General features: G+C 67.3%; 16 protein-coding genes. 9 read left to right on the top strand and 7 right to left on the bottom strand.

The features are described from left to right. The first annotated feature begins 16 nt into the window (after positions 1-16). Positions 17-1195, top strand: a complete 1179-nt coding sequence (locus tag NOV74_RS13065; RefSeq protein WP_257313250.1) for a metallophosphoesterase — start codon at positions 17-19, stop codon at positions 1193-1195. On the opposite strand, the gene NOV74_RS13060 is transcribed toward NOV74_RS13065, so the two are convergent. Both NOV74_RS13060 and NOV74_RS13055 read right to left on the bottom strand, forming a co-directional pair. Further along, a complete protein-coding gene (locus NOV74_RS13060; RefSeq protein ID WP_257313247.1) occupies positions 1192-1605 on the bottom strand; it encodes a thiol-disulfide oxidoreductase DCC family protein in 414 nt (137 codons plus the stop codon). The genes NOV74_RS13065 and NOV74_RS13060 overlap by 4 nt on opposite strands. Further along, entirely contained in the window at positions 1584-1853 is a 270-nt protein-coding gene (locus tag NOV74_RS13055; protein WP_243302608.1) for a TMEM165/GDT1 family protein, read from the bottom strand. The genes NOV74_RS13060 and NOV74_RS13055 overlap by 22 nt, the downstream gene beginning before the upstream one ends. 28 nt (positions 1854-1881) lie before the next feature. Here NOV74_RS13055 and NOV74_RS13050 point away from each other — a divergent pair, with 28 nt between their 5' ends. Beyond that, positions 1882-2856, top strand: coding sequence for a ribonuclease D (locus NOV74_RS13050; protein WP_257313244.1), 975 nt, complete (start codon positions 1882-1884; stop codon positions 2854-2856). A 9-nt stretch (positions 2857-2865) separates the two neighbouring features. Here the strand turns inward: NOV74_RS13050 and uvrA are convergent, their stop codons facing one another. Then, a complete protein-coding gene (uvrA, locus tag NOV74_RS13045) occupies positions 2866-5697 on the bottom strand; it encodes an excinuclease ABC subunit UvrA (RefSeq protein WP_257313241.1) in 2832 nt (943 codons plus the stop codon). A gap of 57 nt (positions 5698-5754) precedes the next feature. Here uvrA and NOV74_RS13040 point away from each other — a divergent pair, with 57 nt between their 5' ends. Both NOV74_RS13040 and NOV74_RS13035 read left to right on the top strand, forming a co-directional pair. Continuing rightward, positions 5755-6666: a CHAD domain-containing protein gene (locus tag NOV74_RS13040; RefSeq protein WP_257313238.1), complete on the top strand. Its 912-nt coding sequence runs from the start codon at positions 5755-5757 to the stop codon at positions 6664-6666. Beyond that, positions 6663-8288: a sensor histidine kinase gene (locus NOV74_RS13035; RefSeq protein ID WP_257313236.1), complete on the top strand. Its 1626-nt coding sequence runs from the start codon at positions 6663-6665 to the stop codon at positions 8286-8288. The genes NOV74_RS13040 and NOV74_RS13035 overlap by 4 nt, the downstream gene beginning before the upstream one ends. Positions 8289-8365: 77 nt before the next feature. On the opposite strand, the gene NOV74_RS13030 is transcribed toward NOV74_RS13035, so the two are convergent. From NOV74_RS13030 to NOV74_RS13015, 4 genes are all read right to left on the bottom strand, one after another. Continuing rightward, on the bottom strand, positions 8366-8890 hold the full coding sequence (locus tag NOV74_RS13030) for a GNAT family N-acetyltransferase (protein WP_257313234.1): 525 nt from the start codon (positions 8888-8890) through the stop codon (positions 8366-8368). Positions 8891-8914: 24 nt separating this feature from the next. Then, entirely contained in the window at positions 8915-9706 is a 792-nt protein-coding gene (gene murI, locus NOV74_RS13025; protein ID WP_257313231.1) for a glutamate racemase, read from the bottom strand. A gap of 152 nt (positions 9707-9858) precedes the next feature. Further along, a complete protein-coding gene (locus NOV74_RS13020) occupies positions 9859-10731 on the bottom strand; it encodes a 50S ribosomal protein L11 methyltransferase (protein WP_257313228.1) in 873 nt (290 codons plus the stop codon). Between the two features lie 23 nt (positions 10732-10754). After that, positions 10755-12230 (bottom strand): sigma-54 interaction domain-containing protein, encoded by a 1476-nt coding sequence (locus tag NOV74_RS13015; RefSeq protein WP_257313225.1) that lies wholly within the window; start codon positions 12228-12230, stop codon positions 10755-10757. Between the two features lie 118 nt (positions 12231-12348). Here NOV74_RS13015 and NOV74_RS13010 point away from each other — a divergent pair, with 118 nt between their 5' ends. From NOV74_RS13010 to cobB, 5 genes are all read left to right on the top strand, one after another. Then, on the top strand, positions 12349-12900 hold the full coding sequence (locus tag NOV74_RS13010) for a thioredoxin family protein (RefSeq protein WP_257313223.1): 552 nt from the start codon (positions 12349-12351) through the stop codon (positions 12898-12900). Next, complete coding sequence (gene thpR / locus NOV74_RS13005; RefSeq protein WP_257313220.1) at positions 12870-13418, top strand: RNA 2',3'-cyclic phosphodiesterase; 549 nt, start codon at positions 12870-12872, stop codon at positions 13416-13418. The genes NOV74_RS13010 and thpR overlap by 31 nt, the downstream gene beginning before the upstream one ends. A 22-nt stretch (positions 13419-13440) precedes the next feature. Further along, positions 13441-14103, top strand: coding sequence for an autotransporter outer membrane beta-barrel domain-containing protein (locus NOV74_RS13000; RefSeq protein WP_257313217.1), 663 nt, complete (start codon positions 13441-13443; stop codon positions 14101-14103). Further along, positions 14103-15746 carry an alkaline phosphatase family protein gene (locus NOV74_RS12995; RefSeq protein WP_257313215.1) on the top strand — a complete coding sequence of 548 codons (1644 nt, stop codon included), beginning with the start codon at positions 14103-14105 and terminating at the stop codon, positions 15744-15746. The genes NOV74_RS13000 and NOV74_RS12995 overlap by 1 nt, the downstream gene beginning before the upstream one ends. Before the next feature lie 133 nt (positions 15747-15879). Then, a complete protein-coding gene (gene cobB, locus NOV74_RS12990; protein ID WP_257313213.1) occupies positions 15880-16584 on the top strand; it encodes a Sir2 family NAD+-dependent deacetylase in 705 nt (234 codons plus the stop codon). Positions 16585-16728: the final 144 nt, after the last annotated feature.

Below are 16728 nucleotides of genomic sequence, written 5' to 3'. Positions count from 1 at the left end.
CCTCCTCGGAATCCTGATGCTCTTCCTCATCGGCCTTGTCCTCATCTTCCTCATCCAGTGGTTCCATCTGCGCCTGCTGCGCCTGGAGCTGCCAAGCCGGTTCTACCGGGTGCTGCCCTGGGTCCTGGGCCTCATTCACGTCCCCGTGCTTCTGTTCGCGGGCCTCCGCCTCCTGGGCCAGGGCGGTCATGAGGCCCTGCCGATCCTGAGGACCCTGGCCCGCGGCGGCTTCTATTTCCAGGCTTTCACGGTGCTTCACCTGCTGGCCGGCATGGTGGCCGAGGGGCTCTGGCACCTCTGGAGCCGGAACCGGCCCGAGCCACCGGGAGAGACCGTGGATCCCGGCCGCCGGGCCTTCCTGCGGACGGCTGCCTTTGCGAGCACCGGGGCCTCCATCGCCTTCGGCGCCGTGGGGGTCCGGGAAGCCTACAGCGATCCGGTCATCACCCGCCGTGCCCTGGCCTTCCCCGATCTCCCCCAAGGGCTCGACGGCCTGCGCATCGCCCAACTGAGCGACCTCCATTCCGGGCCCCTGATCGGGCCGCACCTGGTGCGCCGTTGGCGGGATCTCACAGCCCGGGAGCGCCCGGATCTGCTGCTCCTCACGGGCGACCTGGTGGACAGCCGCCCCGATGAACTGGACCCGGTCATCGACGCCTTCGGCAGCTTTCCTGCCCCCTACGGGACGTTCGCCATTCTGGGCAACCACGATTATTTTGACGACCCCCGCCCCATCTGGCGGGACCTCGAGGCCGCGGGGATCCGTTGCCTCGAGAACGCCTCGACCCTCATCCAGCGCGGTGGCGGCACCCTGGCTCTCATGGGGCTGCAGGATCCCATGGCCCGGAATGGCCGCTTCCGGCACATGGTCTTCGGCCCCGGCCCCCGGCCCACCGAGGCCGCCCGCGACCTGCCCGTAGACGCCTTCCGCCTCTGCATGAACCATCGGCCCAGCGAATGGGAGCAGGCCCTCGCCGCCGGTGCGCGCCTTACCCTGTCGGGCCATACCCACGGTGGCCAGATCAATCCCATCCCCTGGTTCAGCAGCGCCTTCCTCATCGGTCCCCGCACCCAGGGCCTCTACCGCGAGGGTGAGGATCTGCTCTACGTGAGCCGCGGCCTGGGCGTGGTGGGCCTCCCCCTCCGCATCTACGCCCCACCGGAGATCGTCATCATCACGCTCAAGCGTGGCTAGGGGTCAAAACGATCGCGCAACCTCGTGGGCAGGACAGGGCAGACCCCTGCCGGGGGTCGGAACAGGTGGCGCCGGACCTTCGCCACCAGATCGTACAGACCATCGCAGAGGCTGCGGGGCACCACCTTCAGGAGCGCAGCCCACAGGCCCCAGCTCCCCCCGAGGCAGATCAGCAGGTGGATCACGGCTTCGGAGCGAACCAGCAGACGTGACTCGGGGGTCAGCACCACCAGGCTATCGGGAAGGGGGGATCCAACGGCTGGAATCAGACGGAGGAAGGTCTCGCCGCCCAGGGGCGCGAAGCGAATGTGTCCTTTGACGTCATGCCGAGCCACGAAGCGCACGGCCGCGTGGCAGAGCCCGCAGCCGCCATCGTAGAAAAGGCGCGTCAGCCCTTGATCAGCACCCACAACCCCACCGCAATGAAGGCCGTTCCCGCGATCCACTTGATGGCGGCTTCCGGGATGTAGCGGAACAGTACCCCGCCCACGGCCACGCCGATGGCCGTGGCGCACACCAGGGCCGCGCTGGCGGCGAGGAACACGGTCCAGATCTGGCCGCTGCGCACCGTCGCCGTCATGGCCGCGAGCTGCGTCTTGTCGCCCACCTCGGCGAGGAAGACGGTGGCGAAGGTGGTCCAGAAGAGCGATCGGTTCATGCAGCCTCGCAGATCGTGATGAAGGTTCATGGTACCGGACTGCCATACTGGCGGGATGGTGCTCGACCACTTCGACCTTCCCACGACCTACGTGGACACCCCCGAGAAGCTCCAGGAGGCGCTGCCCCTGTGGCACGCCGCGGGTGTGTTGTCGGTGGACATCGAGTGCAGCCTCACGGGCATGCACCACTGCCTGCTCGCTCTGCTGCAGGTGGCGACCCATGACCAGGCCTGGCTGGTGGATCCGATCCCCCTCGACGGCCTCATGCGGCCGGCGCTGCAGGCCATGGCCCAGGTGCCCTGGATCGTCCACGATTTCTCCGGCGACGGCATCGTGTTCAAGCGCCTCTATGACGTGGTGCCCAACAGCATCTTTGACACCATGCTGCTCTCCCGCGCCCTGGGCTATCCGCAGCCGGGCCTCAAGACCATGGCCAAGCTCAAGCTCGGGCTCGACATCCCCAAGGAGGAGCAGGATTCCAACTGGATGCTGCGGCCCCTGCGCGACGCGCAGATCAGCTACGCCAGCCGCGATGCGGCCCTGCTGCTGCCTCTGTTGCGCATCCTGGCGGACGAGGCCGACGCGAAGCGGGACCACCCGGAGATCGGGCCACGTCTGGCCGCCCTGCCCAAGGACATGCGCCACCTGCTGAAGCGGGTGCGGGCGTACGTGCCCCCCAAGCACGATCCGGTGGTGGACAAGGTCAGGCACCTGGGGGACCTCGCCGTGGACCGGGCCAAGAAGCTCACGGCACTGCGCTGGGCCTGGGGCAATGAAGGTGATGTGGGTGCCGTGATGGAGCTGGGCAACCGCTGGCTCATGGCCCGGCTGGAGCACCCCCCGGCCACGAAGGAGGCCCTGGAGCGCACCATCCCCAACCCCCGCTTCCGCCGCAAGCGCCTGGACGCCCTCTGGGCCGTGTTCGAAGAAGGCGCCCACGAGACCCTGGACAACGGTGACGTCGCCGACGGCCTGATCTGGGACAGCAGCGAGCGGCGCTGAGGCCGGGACCTACTTCAAGTACGGCGCTAGGTACCGGCCTGTCACGCTGGCCTTCTTTTTCGCCACCTCTTCGGGCGTGCCCAGGGCAATGATGCGTCCGCCTTCGGCGCCGCCTTCGGGGCCCAGGTCCATGATCCAGTCGGCCGTCTTGATGACGTCGAGGTTGTGCTCGATGACGATGAGGGTGTTGCCGGTCTCCACGAGGCGGTTGACCACCTCCAGCAACTTCTGGATGTCCTTGAGGTGCAGGCCCGTGGTGGGCTCGTCCAGGATGTAGACCGTGCGGCCCGTGGGGCGCTTGCTCAGCTCCTTGGCCAGCTTCACACGCTGGGCCTCCCCGCCCGACAGCGTCGTGGCGCTCTGGCCCAGGCGGATGTAGCCCAGGCCCACGTCCATGAGCGTCTGCAGCTTGTTGGCCAGCACGGGGATGGGCGCGAACAAACCCAGCGCCTCCTCCACCGTCATGGCCAGCACCTCGGAGATGCTGTGGCCCTTGTAATGGATCTCCAAGGTCTCGCGGTTGTAGCGCTTGCCCTTGCACTGCTCGCAGGTGACGTACACATCCGGGAGGAAGTGCATCTCGATCTTGAGAACGCCATCGCCCTCGCACTTCTCGCAGCGCCCGCCCTTCACGTTGAAGCTGTAGCGGCCCGGTGCGTAGCCCCGGGCCTTGCTTTCCGGCAGCTGGGCGAAGAGTTCCCGCAGCGGCGTGAAGAGGCCGGTGTAGGTGGCGGGATTGCTGCGGGGCGTGCGTCCGATGGGGGCCTGATCGATGTCGATGACCTTGTCCACGGCCTCCAGGCCCTTGATCGTTTTGTGCTTGCCGACGATATGGACGCCCTGGTGCAGCTGGTTGGCCAGGGCCTTGTAGAGGATCTCGTTCACCAGGGTGCTCTTGCCGGAGCCCGACACGCCTGTCACGCAGGTGAAGATCCCGATGGGGAAATCCGCGTCCACCTTCTTGAGGTTGTTCTCCTCGGCACCCACCACGGACAGATGTCCGCGCTTGGCCTTGCGCCGGGTGCGGGGCACAGGGATGGCGTCCCGGCCCGAGAGGAAATCGCCGGTGATGGAACCGGGCGTGCGGCCGATCTCCTCGGGGGTGCCCTGGGCCACCACGAAGCCGCCATGCTCGCCGGCGCCGGGGCCCATGTCCACCACGTGATCGGCGGCGAGAATGGTCTCGAGGTCATGCTCCACCACCAGCACGGTGTTACCCAGGTCGCGCATCTCCTTCAACGTGTGGATGAGCTGCAGGTTGTCGCGCTGGTGGAGGCCGATGCTGGGCTCGTCCAGGACGTAGAGCACGCCCTGGAGCTTGCTGCCGATCTGAGTGGCGAGGCGGATCCGCTGGCCCTCGCCGCCGGAAAGCGTCGCCGCGCTGCGATCCAGCGTCAGGTAGCCAAGGCCCACATCGTCGAGGAAGCCCAGTCGCTCGCGGATCTCCTTCAGTACCTTCTCGGCGATGACGGCATCCTTGCCTTCCATGGCCAGGTCCGCGAACCAGGTCCGCGCCAGGCGCACGCTCTGCGCCACCACCTGGGCGATGTTCAGGCCACCCACGAAAACCGCCAGCACCTCGGGCCTGAGTCGCTGGCCGGCGCAGGTCTCGCAGGGAATGATCTGCATGGATTCCTCGAGCTCCGCCCGGATTTCCTCGCTGGTGGTCTCGCGGTAGCGGCGCTCGAGGTTGCCGACGATGCCTTCAAAGTGGTGGACGAAATCGTAGCGGTTCTTCTTGTTCTCGTAGGTGAACCGCATCTCCTTCTCGGTGCCCTGCAGCAGCAGGCGCCGGATGTCCGCGGGCAGCTTCTTCCAGGGCGTATCCAGGCTGAACTTCGCCTTTCGCGCCAGCTGGTCCAGCATCTGGGACCGCCAACCATCATCGGAGACGCTCCTCCAGCCGCTGGCCTGGATGGCACCCTCGTTGATGGACAGGGCCGGGTTCGGGATGATCAGCTCTTCCGCGAACTGGCGCTTGAACCCCAGGCCGTCGCAGGCAGGACAGGCGCCATAAGGCGTGTTGAAAGAGAAGGACCGCGGCTCCAGTTCCGGCAGGCCCTGGCCGAACCTCCCGCACTTCGTGTTGTTGCAGGCCAGCTTGCTGGAGAAGAGCTGCTCGGTGCCGTCCAGGTCCACGAGCGCGCTGCCTTCCGCCAGGTTGCAGGCGATCTCCAGGCTGTCCGCCAGGCGGGACTGGATGGCGGGACTCACCTTCAGGCGGTCGATGACCACCTCCAGCGTGTGCTTCTTCTGCTTGTCCAGGTCGGGGATGCCTTCCGTGAGGTCGAGCATCTGGCCATTCACCTTGGCCCGGATGTACCCACGCTTCATGAGGTCCTGGAGCAGCTTCTTGTACTCGCCCTTGCGGCCCCGAACCACGGGCGCCAGGATCTGCAGCTTGGTGCCCTCGGGTTTGGCGAGGATCTGATCGGCCATCTCCTGGATGGTCTGGCTGGCGATGGGCTGGCCGCAGGCCACGCAGGTGGGTTTGCCCGTGCGGGCGAACAGCAGGCGCAGGTAGTCGTAGATCTCGGTCACCGTGGCCACGGTGGAACGGGGGTTCTTGCTGGTGGTCTTCTGCTCGATGGAGATGGCCGGGGAGAGGCCCTCGATGCTGTCCACATCGGGCTTCTCCATCTGATCGAGGAACTGCCGCGCGTAGGCCGACAGGCTCTCCACGTAGCGCCGCTGGCCTTCCGCGTACAGGGTGTCGAAGGCCAGACTGGACTTGCCGGAACCGGACAATCCCGTGATCACCACCAGCTGGTTGCGCGGCAGGCTGAGGTCGAAGTTCTTGAGGTTGTGTTCCCGGGCGCCCTTGATGTGAATGTGTTCCATAGACTTTCCAGTTTACGCCAATTTTTCGCTTCTATGAACTGTGTCTAAAATCATGGGATGCATCCGGCCGAACTGGCGATCCTGCTCCACCACGCCCTGGAGGTCCGTCTCGCGGGGCTTCAGTCCCTGCTGGCTACCGAAGGGTGGGCCGAAGAGGATGAACCGCTGCACCAGGTGCGGGTGTCCGCCCGACGCCTCGGGGCGGTGCTCGACCTGGTCGATTCCGAGGCCTACCCCAGCCACAAGGCTCAGCGGCGGGCCCTGAAGCGGCTGGTGGATATCCTCGGGCTCCCCCGCGAGCTGGATGTCCATGCGGCCCAGCTGGAACAGCGCCGCCAATCACAGGCCAACCCTGTGCAGGTCGCCGTACTGGAGCACCTGCTGGAAGGGGTGGACCGCGCCCGGGCCAAGGCCCGCCGCGCCATGCGCAAGGAGCTGGATGACCTGCGCCTGCCGGATCTGGACCGGCTGCTGGAGGTGCCCAGCCTGCCGTCCCCCTTCCAGCACACCTCCCTCCAGGAAGCCGCCTGGGCCTGCCTCGAGCCCCGCGCCGAAGGGGCCCTCGGGGATCTGGCGAGCCTTGCGGCACAGGAGGGTGCCGCGGCCCTGCACAAGGCCCGGGTGCGCATCAAGAAGCTGCGCTACGCCGTCGAGGCCCTGGAGGGCACCTTCGTGGCATTGCCAGAAGGGGTGCTCAAGGACCTCCGAGCCCTCCAGACCATCCTGGGGGAACACCATGACCTGGCGGCCCTGGAAACCCTGCTCCTGGAGGAGGAAGGGCAGCTTCGCGGTCGCGAGCGCAACCTCCTCGCCGATGGCGTGCTGGAGCTGCTGGGCCATATCACCGAAGCCCGACGAGCCACCTTTGACCGCTTCAGGGCCAGCGCCGCGAACCAGGATTTCGCCGCCTTCGCCCGGTTGATCCGCCCGTCCCTGGGGCTTCCCCCCGCTGAAGTTCCTCCTCGATGAGCTTCTGGCGCGTGCGGATCCGCCCCCTGGCCTGGCTGCGCAGTGTGCATGCCAAGCTGTTCCTGCTGTTGGGCCTCGTCACCAGCGTGCTCACCGTGGCCGTGGCCTATTCCATCACCCGCAACAGTCGCCGTGAGATGGAGAGCTACTCTCGCAACCTGACCATCGAGACCGCGGGCACGGTGGAAACGGACGTGGTGGAGCGGGACCCCACCTTCAAGGACCCGGACAAGCTGGACCAGCTGCTGGAGAGCATCGCTGGGCCGGACCGCAGCATCTTCCAAATCGACGTGTTCAGGCGCGTGGGGAAGAGCAGCGAAGTGGAGCTGGTGCGCTCCTCCGGTGACGAGGCATCCGTGGAATGGGGTCCCGAAATCGGCTCCTACCTGACGCTCACGAAGCCCCAGGCCGAGCTGGTGGACCTCAATACTGGGGGTCGTGCCTGGAAGGTCTACCAACCCATCCGCAACCACAAACTCGGGCAGGCGCCCCTGGGCCTCGTGCGCGTCTACTGCGACCTGGAGCGGTGGGAGGTGGTCTGGGACAACAACCTCAAGCGGACTTACCGCACCCTTCCAGGCGTCCTCCTTGGCGAGTTCATCCTGCTCTGGCTCATCTTGCGGGTGCTCATCAGCGATCCCATCGAGGCCACGGTACTGGCCATGGAACGGCTGGAACGGGGCGAGGCCGGCGTCCGCATCGCCATCAAGCGCAGCGACGAGCTGGGCCTCATCGCGGCCCAGTTCAACGGCATGGCCGTCCAACTCCAGCGGGCTGGCGAGGAACGCGAGACCCTCATCCACGAGATCCGCGGCCTCAACGCCAGCCTTCAGAGCCGCATCGACGCCGCTCTGTCCGAGCTCCAGGCCAAGAACGTGGAGCTGGCGGCCATGGCCGAGCGCAATGCGCTGCTACGCGAGGAACTGGGCGCCCAGGAACGGCTGGCCGTGGCCGGGCAGCTCGCGGCCACCTTTGCCCACGAGGTGGGCACACCCCTCAACCTGGTGAATGGCCACCTCCAGCTCATGGAAGGGCAGAAGGATCTGCCGGACCGGGTGCGCGAGCGCCTCGGGGTGATCCAGGCCCAGATCCAGCGCGTGAGCGGCATCGTTCGGCGCATGCTCGACCTCACCCGCCGTCCTCAGCTCCATCCTCAGGCCCAGTCCTTTGCAGGGCTGGTCGAGGACCTCCGCCAGCTCTGGGCTCCCACACTGACCTCGCATGGGGTCACGGTGGAAACCGTAATCCCAGCAGATTGTCATTTGAACGTCGACCGCAAGCAGATGGAGCAGCTTTTCCTGAACCTCATGAAGAACGCCGTGGACGCCATGCCCGGCGGGGGCACCGTCCGCCTGGCCGCACAACCGGCGGAGGAGAGCACGCCGGGCGGCCTCTGGTGGGAGATCCGCTTCCAGGATTCGGGCCAGGGCATTCCTGCGGATCTGCTGGGCCAGGTCTTTCGCCCCATGTTCACCACCAAGCCCGAGGGCAAGGGCACCGGCCTGGGCCTCAGCATCTGCCGCGAGATCGTCCGCAGCCATGGCGGCGAGATCCGCATCGAGAGCATCGAAGGGAAGGGCACCTGCGTGGTGTTCACGCTGCCAGGGGTGACCCCGGTCTAGGGTTCAGAATCAGAAACGCAGAGGGCGAAGACTTTCACGGAGGCCACCGAGAAAACCGCTCCGGCGTGCTTCCAGCCTCAGCTCTTCACTAAAGGAAGCCTGAATCCGTAGACCGGCAATTCGCCCTGCAGGAAGTCGAGATCCTCAGACCGTTCAAACCCCAGGCGCTCGTAGAGTCCCCAGGCAATCTGCATCGCTTGCGTCGTATGCAGAATGACCTGGGCATGTCCCTTCTCCTGCGCCAGCTGGATACAGGCTTTGGTCAGCTCCTTGCCCACGCCCAGGGCCCGGAACTTGGGGCTGACACCCAGCAGGCGGATGCCGGAGGCGTCTTTGACCGTGGTCGCGGTTCCGCCCGATCCGTACTCGGCCATGTCGCCGAAGTAGACGACGCCGCCCATCAGCTCACCCTCAGCGGAGAGGGCGACGAGCACCCTGGCGTCCCACTTTTCGGTGAAACGCCCGATGTTGGCGAGCAGCTCGTAGTAACGCGGCTGCTCCTCCGGGGTGGGGAACCCATCGAGGCTCGCATACACCTCGACCAGGAGGCGACCGAGGGCGTCGAATTCATTCGGACGGAGGTCCCGGATCGTGAGTGGCATGGTCCTCCCGTTTCCTCGCGCCAACTAGATCTCGACGACTTCCACGTCCCCCAGCACTTCCTCCAGAAAGCGGCTGCCCACTTCCTTCAGGCGGGTGCTGGCGTCAGTGAGCTGGACGCGGAGTTCACCGCGCGCGCTGGCCGTGCGGTAGCCGAGGGTGCCCTGCAGCAGGCGATCCACAGCTTTGGCGGTGACTCGGCCGCTGTCGATCCAGTGGGTGCCGGGGCGGCAGCGCTCCAGGCTGGGCATCAGGGTCGGGTAGTGGGTGCAGCCCAGTACGACCGTCCTGACCTCGGCGGGCAGGAGGTCCAGGTAGCGCCGGCAGATGGTATCGGTGACAGGATCATCGAACCAGCCTTCCTCGGCCAGGGGCACCAGCAGGGGGCAGGCCGTGCTGTAGATCACCTTGGCGGGATCGCGCCGGAGGATGGCCGCTTCGTACGCCCCGCTGCCCACCGTGGCCAGGGTGCCGATGACGCCCACAGGGCCAGGCACCGCCGCGGCGGCTTCAGCGCCGGGCTCGATGACGCCGATCACCGGACAGGGGCTCACGGCCTGGAGCGCCGGCAGACCATGGGCGCTGGCCGTGTTGCAGGCGATGACGATGAGCTTGGGGTCGTGGCGCTGCAGCAGCTCGCCCATCTGCAGCGTGTAGCGCTCGATGGTGTGGTGGCTCTTGCTGCCGTACGGCAACCGGGCCGTGTCGCCCAGGTAGATCAGCTCTTCCTGAGGCAGCATCTGGCGCAGGGCGTGAATGACCGTGAGCCCCCCGATGCCTGAGTCGAACACGCCAATGGGACGATCCGCGCGGCTCATACAGTCGTCCCAGCAAAAAGATCAAAGAGGAACACAGAAGACATAGAAACCCGCAGAGGACACAGAGAAAAGCATCCTCGAAGGAAGGTTGGCCCCGTTTCCATTTTCTTCTGTGTCCTCTGTGCCACTCTGCGTCCTCTGTGTTCCGCTTTTTAATTCTCAGGTTCTCGAATGGCCAGTACCGCGATCCACTCGCCTTCCTTCAGCACCTTCTCCGGCTTGAAGCCGTGCGAGACGAGACTCACCAGGGCTTCGTCGGTGCGCTCGGCCAGGATGCCGCTGGCCACGAGCCAGCCGCCTGGGGCGGCCACCTCGGCCATGCGAGGCAGGAGCTCCTGGATGGTCTCCAGCAGGATGTTGGCCAGCAGGCCCGCGTACGGCCCTTGCACCTTCGGATGGTCCAGCGTGCCCACGAAGCTCTCGTAGGGGCGCTCGCCCTTCAGCAGGTGGGCGTTCAGCGCCATCAGCTCGGTCATGGCGGGCCCGCAGTCGGGGTCGATGTCAAAGGCCGTGAGGTCGCGCCCCCCCAGCAGGAAGGCCGCCAAGGACAGGATGCCCGTGCCCGCGCCGATATCCAGGACACGGCCCTTCAGGCGGCCCGCGTCCGCCAATTCTTCCAGCAACTCCATGCAGAGGCGCGTGGTTTCGTGGCCCCCGGTGCCAAACGCCAGGCCCGGGTTCACCACCAGGTCCAGGCGGTCCGCGGGGCCCGGTGTCTCGTCCCAGAGGGGCCGCACATGGAAGCGCCGACCCACGGCAAAGGCGCCGAAGCCCTCGCGGCTCTTGGCCAGCCAGTCCTCGTCACCAAACGATTCGGCCTCCAGCAGGCGCACGTCAGGAAAGGCGATCAGGCCCGATGGGTCCGGGGGCGCCTGGTCCGGCGGGAAATAGGCGTAGCAGGCCCGAGGTGGATCGGCCTCGCGGTAGAAGGCCGACGATCCCAGCGCCTCCAGCCAGGCACAGAGCGCCTCTTCCTGGAGGTCGGGGACCTCCAGCTTCCACCTCAGATGCGTCGCGTCCGTCATACCCTCAGGTTAACAGGGGCGGTTCAGGCCTCCGCCGCCTCGGCACTGTCCGCGTCCTCGAGGTCCAGCCGCTTCATTTTCTCCAGGAAGGTGGTGCGCTTCAGGCCCAGCAGGTCGGCGGCGCGCTTCTTGTTGCCCCGGGTGATGGCCAGGCTCTGGAGCATGAGTGTCTTCTCCATGTCGGACACCACCTGGTTCAGGTCCATGCCCTCGGCCGGGAGGTCCATGCCGAAGGCGGCCGGCGCCGTCGGGGAGAAAGCGCTGGTGGGCATCGGTGCGAAGGCGTGGATGGGCAGGGGCGTGAAATCCGGCGTCGGCGCCCCGGCGGCGAGTTCAGGCAGCCGTTCCGTCGGTGATCCCATGCGCTCCGCGAGGAAGGCGAAGTCCTCGCGCGTCAGCACAGGCCGCGTGCCCGACAGCACGATGGCGCGCTCGATGGCGTTTTCCAGCTGGCGCACGTTGCCGGGCCAGGGCAGGGACATCAGCAGCGGATCCACACTGGGATGGAGGGCCTTGGGATAGAGGCCGTGCTCACGGGCCTTGCGGTTGAGGAAGTGCTGGGCCAGGAAGGGGACCTCCTCCCGCCGGGTCCGCAGGGGCGGCATCGTGATGGGCACCACCTCCAGGCGGTAGAACAGGTCCTCGCGGAAGCTGCCGTCCTGCACCTTCTGCCACAGATCCACGTTGGAGGCCGTCACCACGCGCACGTCCACCTTCACGGGCGCGCCGCCGCCCAGGGGCTGCACCTCTCGCTCCTGCAGCACCCGCAGCAGGCGCACCTGGGCGCCCAGGGGCATGGTGCCCACCTCATCGAGGAAGATGGTGCCGCCATGGGCCTCGCGGAACTTGCCGGGCGTGTCCTTGCGGGCGTCCGTGAAGGCGCCCTTGTTGAAGCCGAAGAGTTCGGACTCGAGCAGGTTCTCGGGGATGGCGCCGCAGTGCACGGCGACGAAGGGCTCGCCCGCATCGGCGCTCATGCGGTGGATGGCCCGGGCAATGACCTCTTTGCCCGTGCCGCTCTCCCCCAGCAGCAGCACCGTGGCCCGCGTGGCGGCGGCGCTGCGAGCCCGGGCCAGCACGCCCTGCATGGCGGGGCTGGTGCCGATGAGGCCGAAGGAGAGGGCCTGCGTGGCACTCAGCTGGGTGGTGTTGCCCGATCGCGGGCGCAGGCCAGGCATGGGCGGCTCGGGCCCCAGCACGCCCCAGCGGACCGAGCCGAGCGAACCCCATTCCGACAGAGCCTTGGCGTCCATGGGCGGGGCGTTCGGCTGAAGGCCCAGCAGAATGGGCAGGGCCGCCACCTCCGCCATCATGCGGTTCATCTCCGGCGGCGGCCAGGCGCCCCGGGCGCTGATCACCCACAGGTCCACGTCCCGGGGCGGCAGGGCCGGCGAGGCCCCGCGGTCCACCGTCACATCCCACAGAGCCGCCCACCGATGTTCCAGCCCCCCGGTGTCGTCCCCCAGGGTGGACCAATGAAGGCGTAGCAGTTGGGTCATGAGGTCCTTGATTAGAACCAGCCTAGATGCAGGTGGGTAGCGGTCAAGTCATAAAAATGACCACGAAAAATCCACTTGCCCCAAGGCGTACGATGAAAGGAGCAGCCCGGAGGTCCCCATGGCCCTGACGGAATCCACGATGGTCCCGCTTGGCATGGGTTGTCCGGACTTCACGCTGCCGGGTGTGGATGGGCAGCTCTGGTCTCGAAACGACTTCCATCGTCCGGCCCTGTTGGTGGTGGTCATGTGCAACCACTGCCCCTATGTGCAGGCCGTCGACGACCGCCTCAATTCGTTGGCCACGGCCTATGCCGGGAACTGTGCGGTGGTGGCGATCAATGCCAACGACGCGGAAACCTATCCGGACGACAGCTTCAAGGCCATGCGGGCCCGAGCCAAGGCGAAAGGCTACGTGTTCCCCTACCTCTGGGACGAGGAGCAGACCGTGGCCCACGCCCTGGGCGCCGTCTGCACACCGGATTTCTTCCTCTATGACGGCCATCGCAAGCTCGTCTACCACGGCCGCCTGGACGACAACTGGAAGGACGCCGCCCACGTCACCCGCCAGGATCTGAAAGAGGCCATCGAGCGCGTCCTGGCCGGGGAGGACCCCCCCGAGGTCCAGCACCCGAGCATGGGGTGCAGCATCAAGTGGAAGGCGGGGTCCTGAGGCTCTTCTTCGCCCTGCCCCTGCCCGCGGATCTGCGGGAGTCTCTGGCCCGCTGGCAGCAGGGGCAGGCGGAGGTCGAGGGCTGGACCCGCCCTGAAGGCCTCCACCTGACCTTGGCGTTCCTGGGGGAACGCCCGGCGGAGGCCCTTTCGACCTTGCTGACAGTCGCCTGCCCCATCGCGGATCGCCATCATGGCTTCAAGCTATGGACAGCGGGCCTGGGCGGGTTCCCAACCGCCGGAACCACGCGTGTGCTCTGGCTGGGGCTGGAATCCAGTCCGGCGCTGGAAGCGCTCGCCACGGACCTGCGCGAAACCCTGGCCACCGCAGGTGAAGCCTTCGACGCCAAGCCCTTCCGGGCCCACCTCACCCTGGCGCGGTGGCGACGGGCCCGGGCTGTGGCCAGGTTCGTGCCCCCGCCGCCCATCCCCTTCACCGTGGATCGCCTCGTGCTCTTCGAAAGCCGGCCACGGGGAGGTTACACGCCGCTGGGGGACTGGAACCTGCGACGGGTATGATCGGGGTTTCGCCGGAGCCTAGATGCGCCTCGCCCCGTTGTCGCTTTGCCTCACCGCCGCCCTCCTGAGCCTAGGAGCCGCGCCTTTGCGCGCCCAGTGGGACCTGCGCCTGGAACTGCCCCGGCCCTCGGGCCAGAACCTGCCCCAAACCCTCCTCTCGGGGACGAGCCAGCTGGCGGCCGGGGACTTCGACACGGGCAAGGGCTTCATCGCCACCGCGAACCGGCAGATCTTCCAGGTGGGCCCCCTGCTCAAGCTGGAAGGCGGCCTCGAGTATTCCCAGTTCACGGCGGACGGCAGCCTGGCCACGGGCGCCACCACGCAGGGGACGAAGCTGAAGCAGCAGGGGGTAGGCCTGGGCCTCAATGCCCAGCTCTGGATCCCCTTCGTGGGGATCGCGGGGGAGATCGGGCTCATCCAGCGCCTCCAGCGCTACACCCTCGACACGGCCGGGGCCTCTACCCACAAGGACTTGAGCCGCACCTGGCTGCGGGTAGGTGCCCGCTGGCGCATCCCCTCCGTGGTGGTGCATCCCTACCTCGCCGCCAGCTACCAGCAGCCCACCAGCAAGGATCGGCCCGTGCAGCTCAACAGCGCCTCGGACCTGTCCGCCTACTTCTCCGCCCAGGGCAGTGGCCAGGAGTTCGAGCGACTGTGGACCTTCGGCGTGGGGGTGACGTTCTGATGATCCGTCCCATCTGGCCCTCCCTGCTGCTTGGCACCCTGCTGCTGGCCCCCATCGGGGCCCAAGGCAGTGCGCCCGCCCAACCCCGACTCGTGGTCGTGATCTCCGTGGATCAGTTCTCTGCGGAGCTGATGCAGACCTACGGACCCGAACTGACCGGAGGCCTGGCCCGGTTGCGCAAGGAGGGTGTCTTCTTCACCGAGGCTTACCATGACCACGGCTTCACCGAGACCGGCCCAGGCCATTCCGTGCTGCTCTCGGGCCGCTTCCCCGCGAACACCGGCATCGTGGAGAATCGCTGGTACGAGCGCGACACCGACCGTCTGGTGTACTGCGTGGAGAATGGCGAAGCCAAGGCCCTGGATCCCGGAAGGGCCAACAGCACCTCCACCAATGCGCGCTTCCTGGGCGAGTCCCTGGGCGACTGGCTCCAGGCCCAGAGGCCCGGGAGCCGGGCCTTCGCCGTGTCGGGCAAGGATCGGGCCGCCATCCTCATGGCGGGCCGCAAGCCCACCGGTGTGTTCTGGTTCGCGGGCGCCGCGGGCTTTACCACCTCGCCCACCTACGCCGCCCGGATGCCCAAGTGGTTGGCCGGCTTCGACGACGGCCTGAGGGCCCGCTTTGCCACCCAGAGCTGGTTGTGGACGAAGGAGGCCAGCACCCCGGAAGGTCGCGTGGCCAGCTGGACCTTCCCGGGCCAGGTGATCCGCAACGGCGCCCTCCCCCGCCTCGTGCAAGGTGCGGGCATGCCCCTAGACAAGACGTTCGAGTCCCGGTTCCGCAAGTCCCCCTTCCTCGACGAGGTCACCCTGGAGGCCACCGAAGCCCTGCTGGAGGCCGAGCAGCTGGGCCAGGGGCCCGCCACAGATCTCCTGGCTGTGAGCTTTTCCGCCACGGACTACATCGGGCACAGCTACGGCACCCTGGGCACCGAGATGCGGGACCAGATCCACCGCCTGGATCGCACCGTGGGGCGGCTTCTCGACGACATCCGCCGCCGGGACCCCAAGGCCTGGGTGGTGCTGAGCGCCGATCACGGCGGCATGGACCTCCCCGAAGCGCTGGCCGAGAACGGCTTCCCCGCCAAGCGTGTGAACCCGCCCCAGTTCCTGGCCGAGCTGCGCGCCGATCTCAAAGCCACGTTCAAGGTGGAGGCCGACCTCCTGTTCGAGTCGCCGGAGCCGAACAGCCTCTACCTGCGGACGGCCGCCCTGAAAGCCGCCGGGCTGGAGCGCAAGGCCGTGCTGGCCCGAGTCCAGGCTTGGCTGCGGGCCCGCCCCGAGGTCGCCGACGCATTCACCGCCGAAGAACTGGAGGCCACGGACCCAACCGCTGCGGGCAGCCCCCGGGACAGCAGCCTCCGCGTGCTGCTGCGCCGCAGCTTCCGGGCCGACCGCAGCGGCGATGTCCTCGTGGCCTTCAAGCCCTGGACGGTCTTCGGCGTCCCCCCCACGGACTGGCCCACGGGCCACGGCACCCCCTACGCCTACGACCGCCGCGTGCCCATGATCTTCTGGGGCCCCTGGAAGGCCGCTGAGCGCCTTGAACCCGTCCGCACCGTGGACCTGGCCCCCACCCTCTCCCGGGAACTGGGGCTCACTCCCGGCCCCGTCGATGGCAAGGCGCTGGATCTCGGAAAGTAGAAAAGAGGGAAAGCCCACCACCAAGACACCAAGACATCAAGAAAAGACCAACACCTGTGTCTTCCTTGGTGCCTTGGTGTCTTGGTGGTAATCAGTTGGCTTTTCATCTCTTCGATCAGCCCGGAGCTCCTCCATGGACCTTTTCCGCGACGCCCACCTCGTCATCCTCACCGGCGCGGGCATTTCCGCGGAAAGCGGGCTGCGCACATTCCGGGATGCGGACGGGCTGTGGGAGCGACACCGGGTGGAGGATGTGGCCACTCCCGAAGCTTTCCACCGCAACCCGGCCCTGGTCCATCGCTTCTACAACGAGCGCCGGCGCAGCCTGCCAAGCGTCCAACCGAATGCCGCCCATCTGGCCCTGGCCCGGCTGGAGCGGGAGTGGCATGGCGAGGTCCTCCTGGTGACCCAGAACGTGGACGACCTCCACGATCGCGCCGGCTCACGGCACCTGGTCCACATGCATGGCGAGTTGCTGAAGGCCCGCTGCCTCAGCTGCCGCGCCATCCTGGACTGGCCCGGTGACATGGATGCCGACAGCCGCTGTCCGGTCTGCCGCCGCGGGCAGGTGCGGCCTCACATCGTCTGGTTCGGCGAAGTGCCCCTGGAGATGGAGCGCATCTACCGGGCCCTGGAGGGCTGCGACCTGTTCGCGGCCATCGGCACCAGCGGCCACGTCTACCCCGCCGCGGGGTTCGTGGAGGCCGTGGGGCCTGACGCCCGCACCGTGGAGCTCAACCTCGAACCCAGCCGGGTGGCCGACGCCTTCCGGGAACACCGCGCCGGCCGGGCCACCGACCTGGTGCCGGCCTTCGTGGCGGAGCTGCTGGGCAAGTAGGGCCATACCCACAAGGGTTCAAGCAAGAACACAGAACTCACAGAGGACCGCAGAGGACACAGAATGGGCCGCGGTCCACGTCGCGCGGGCCCGCCGAAGGCGTTCCGTGGCCAGAGCTTTGCTCTGTGCCTTCTGTAAAGCTCT

Source organism: Geothrix fuzhouensis, assembly GCF_024609325.1.
In the GTDB taxonomy this organism is placed as follows: Bacteria; Acidobacteriota; Holophagae; order Holophagales; family Holophagaceae; genus Geothrix; species Geothrix fuzhouensis.
Note: the sequence above shows the minus strand (reverse complement) of the source record. Positions and strands in the feature narration are given on the sequence as shown.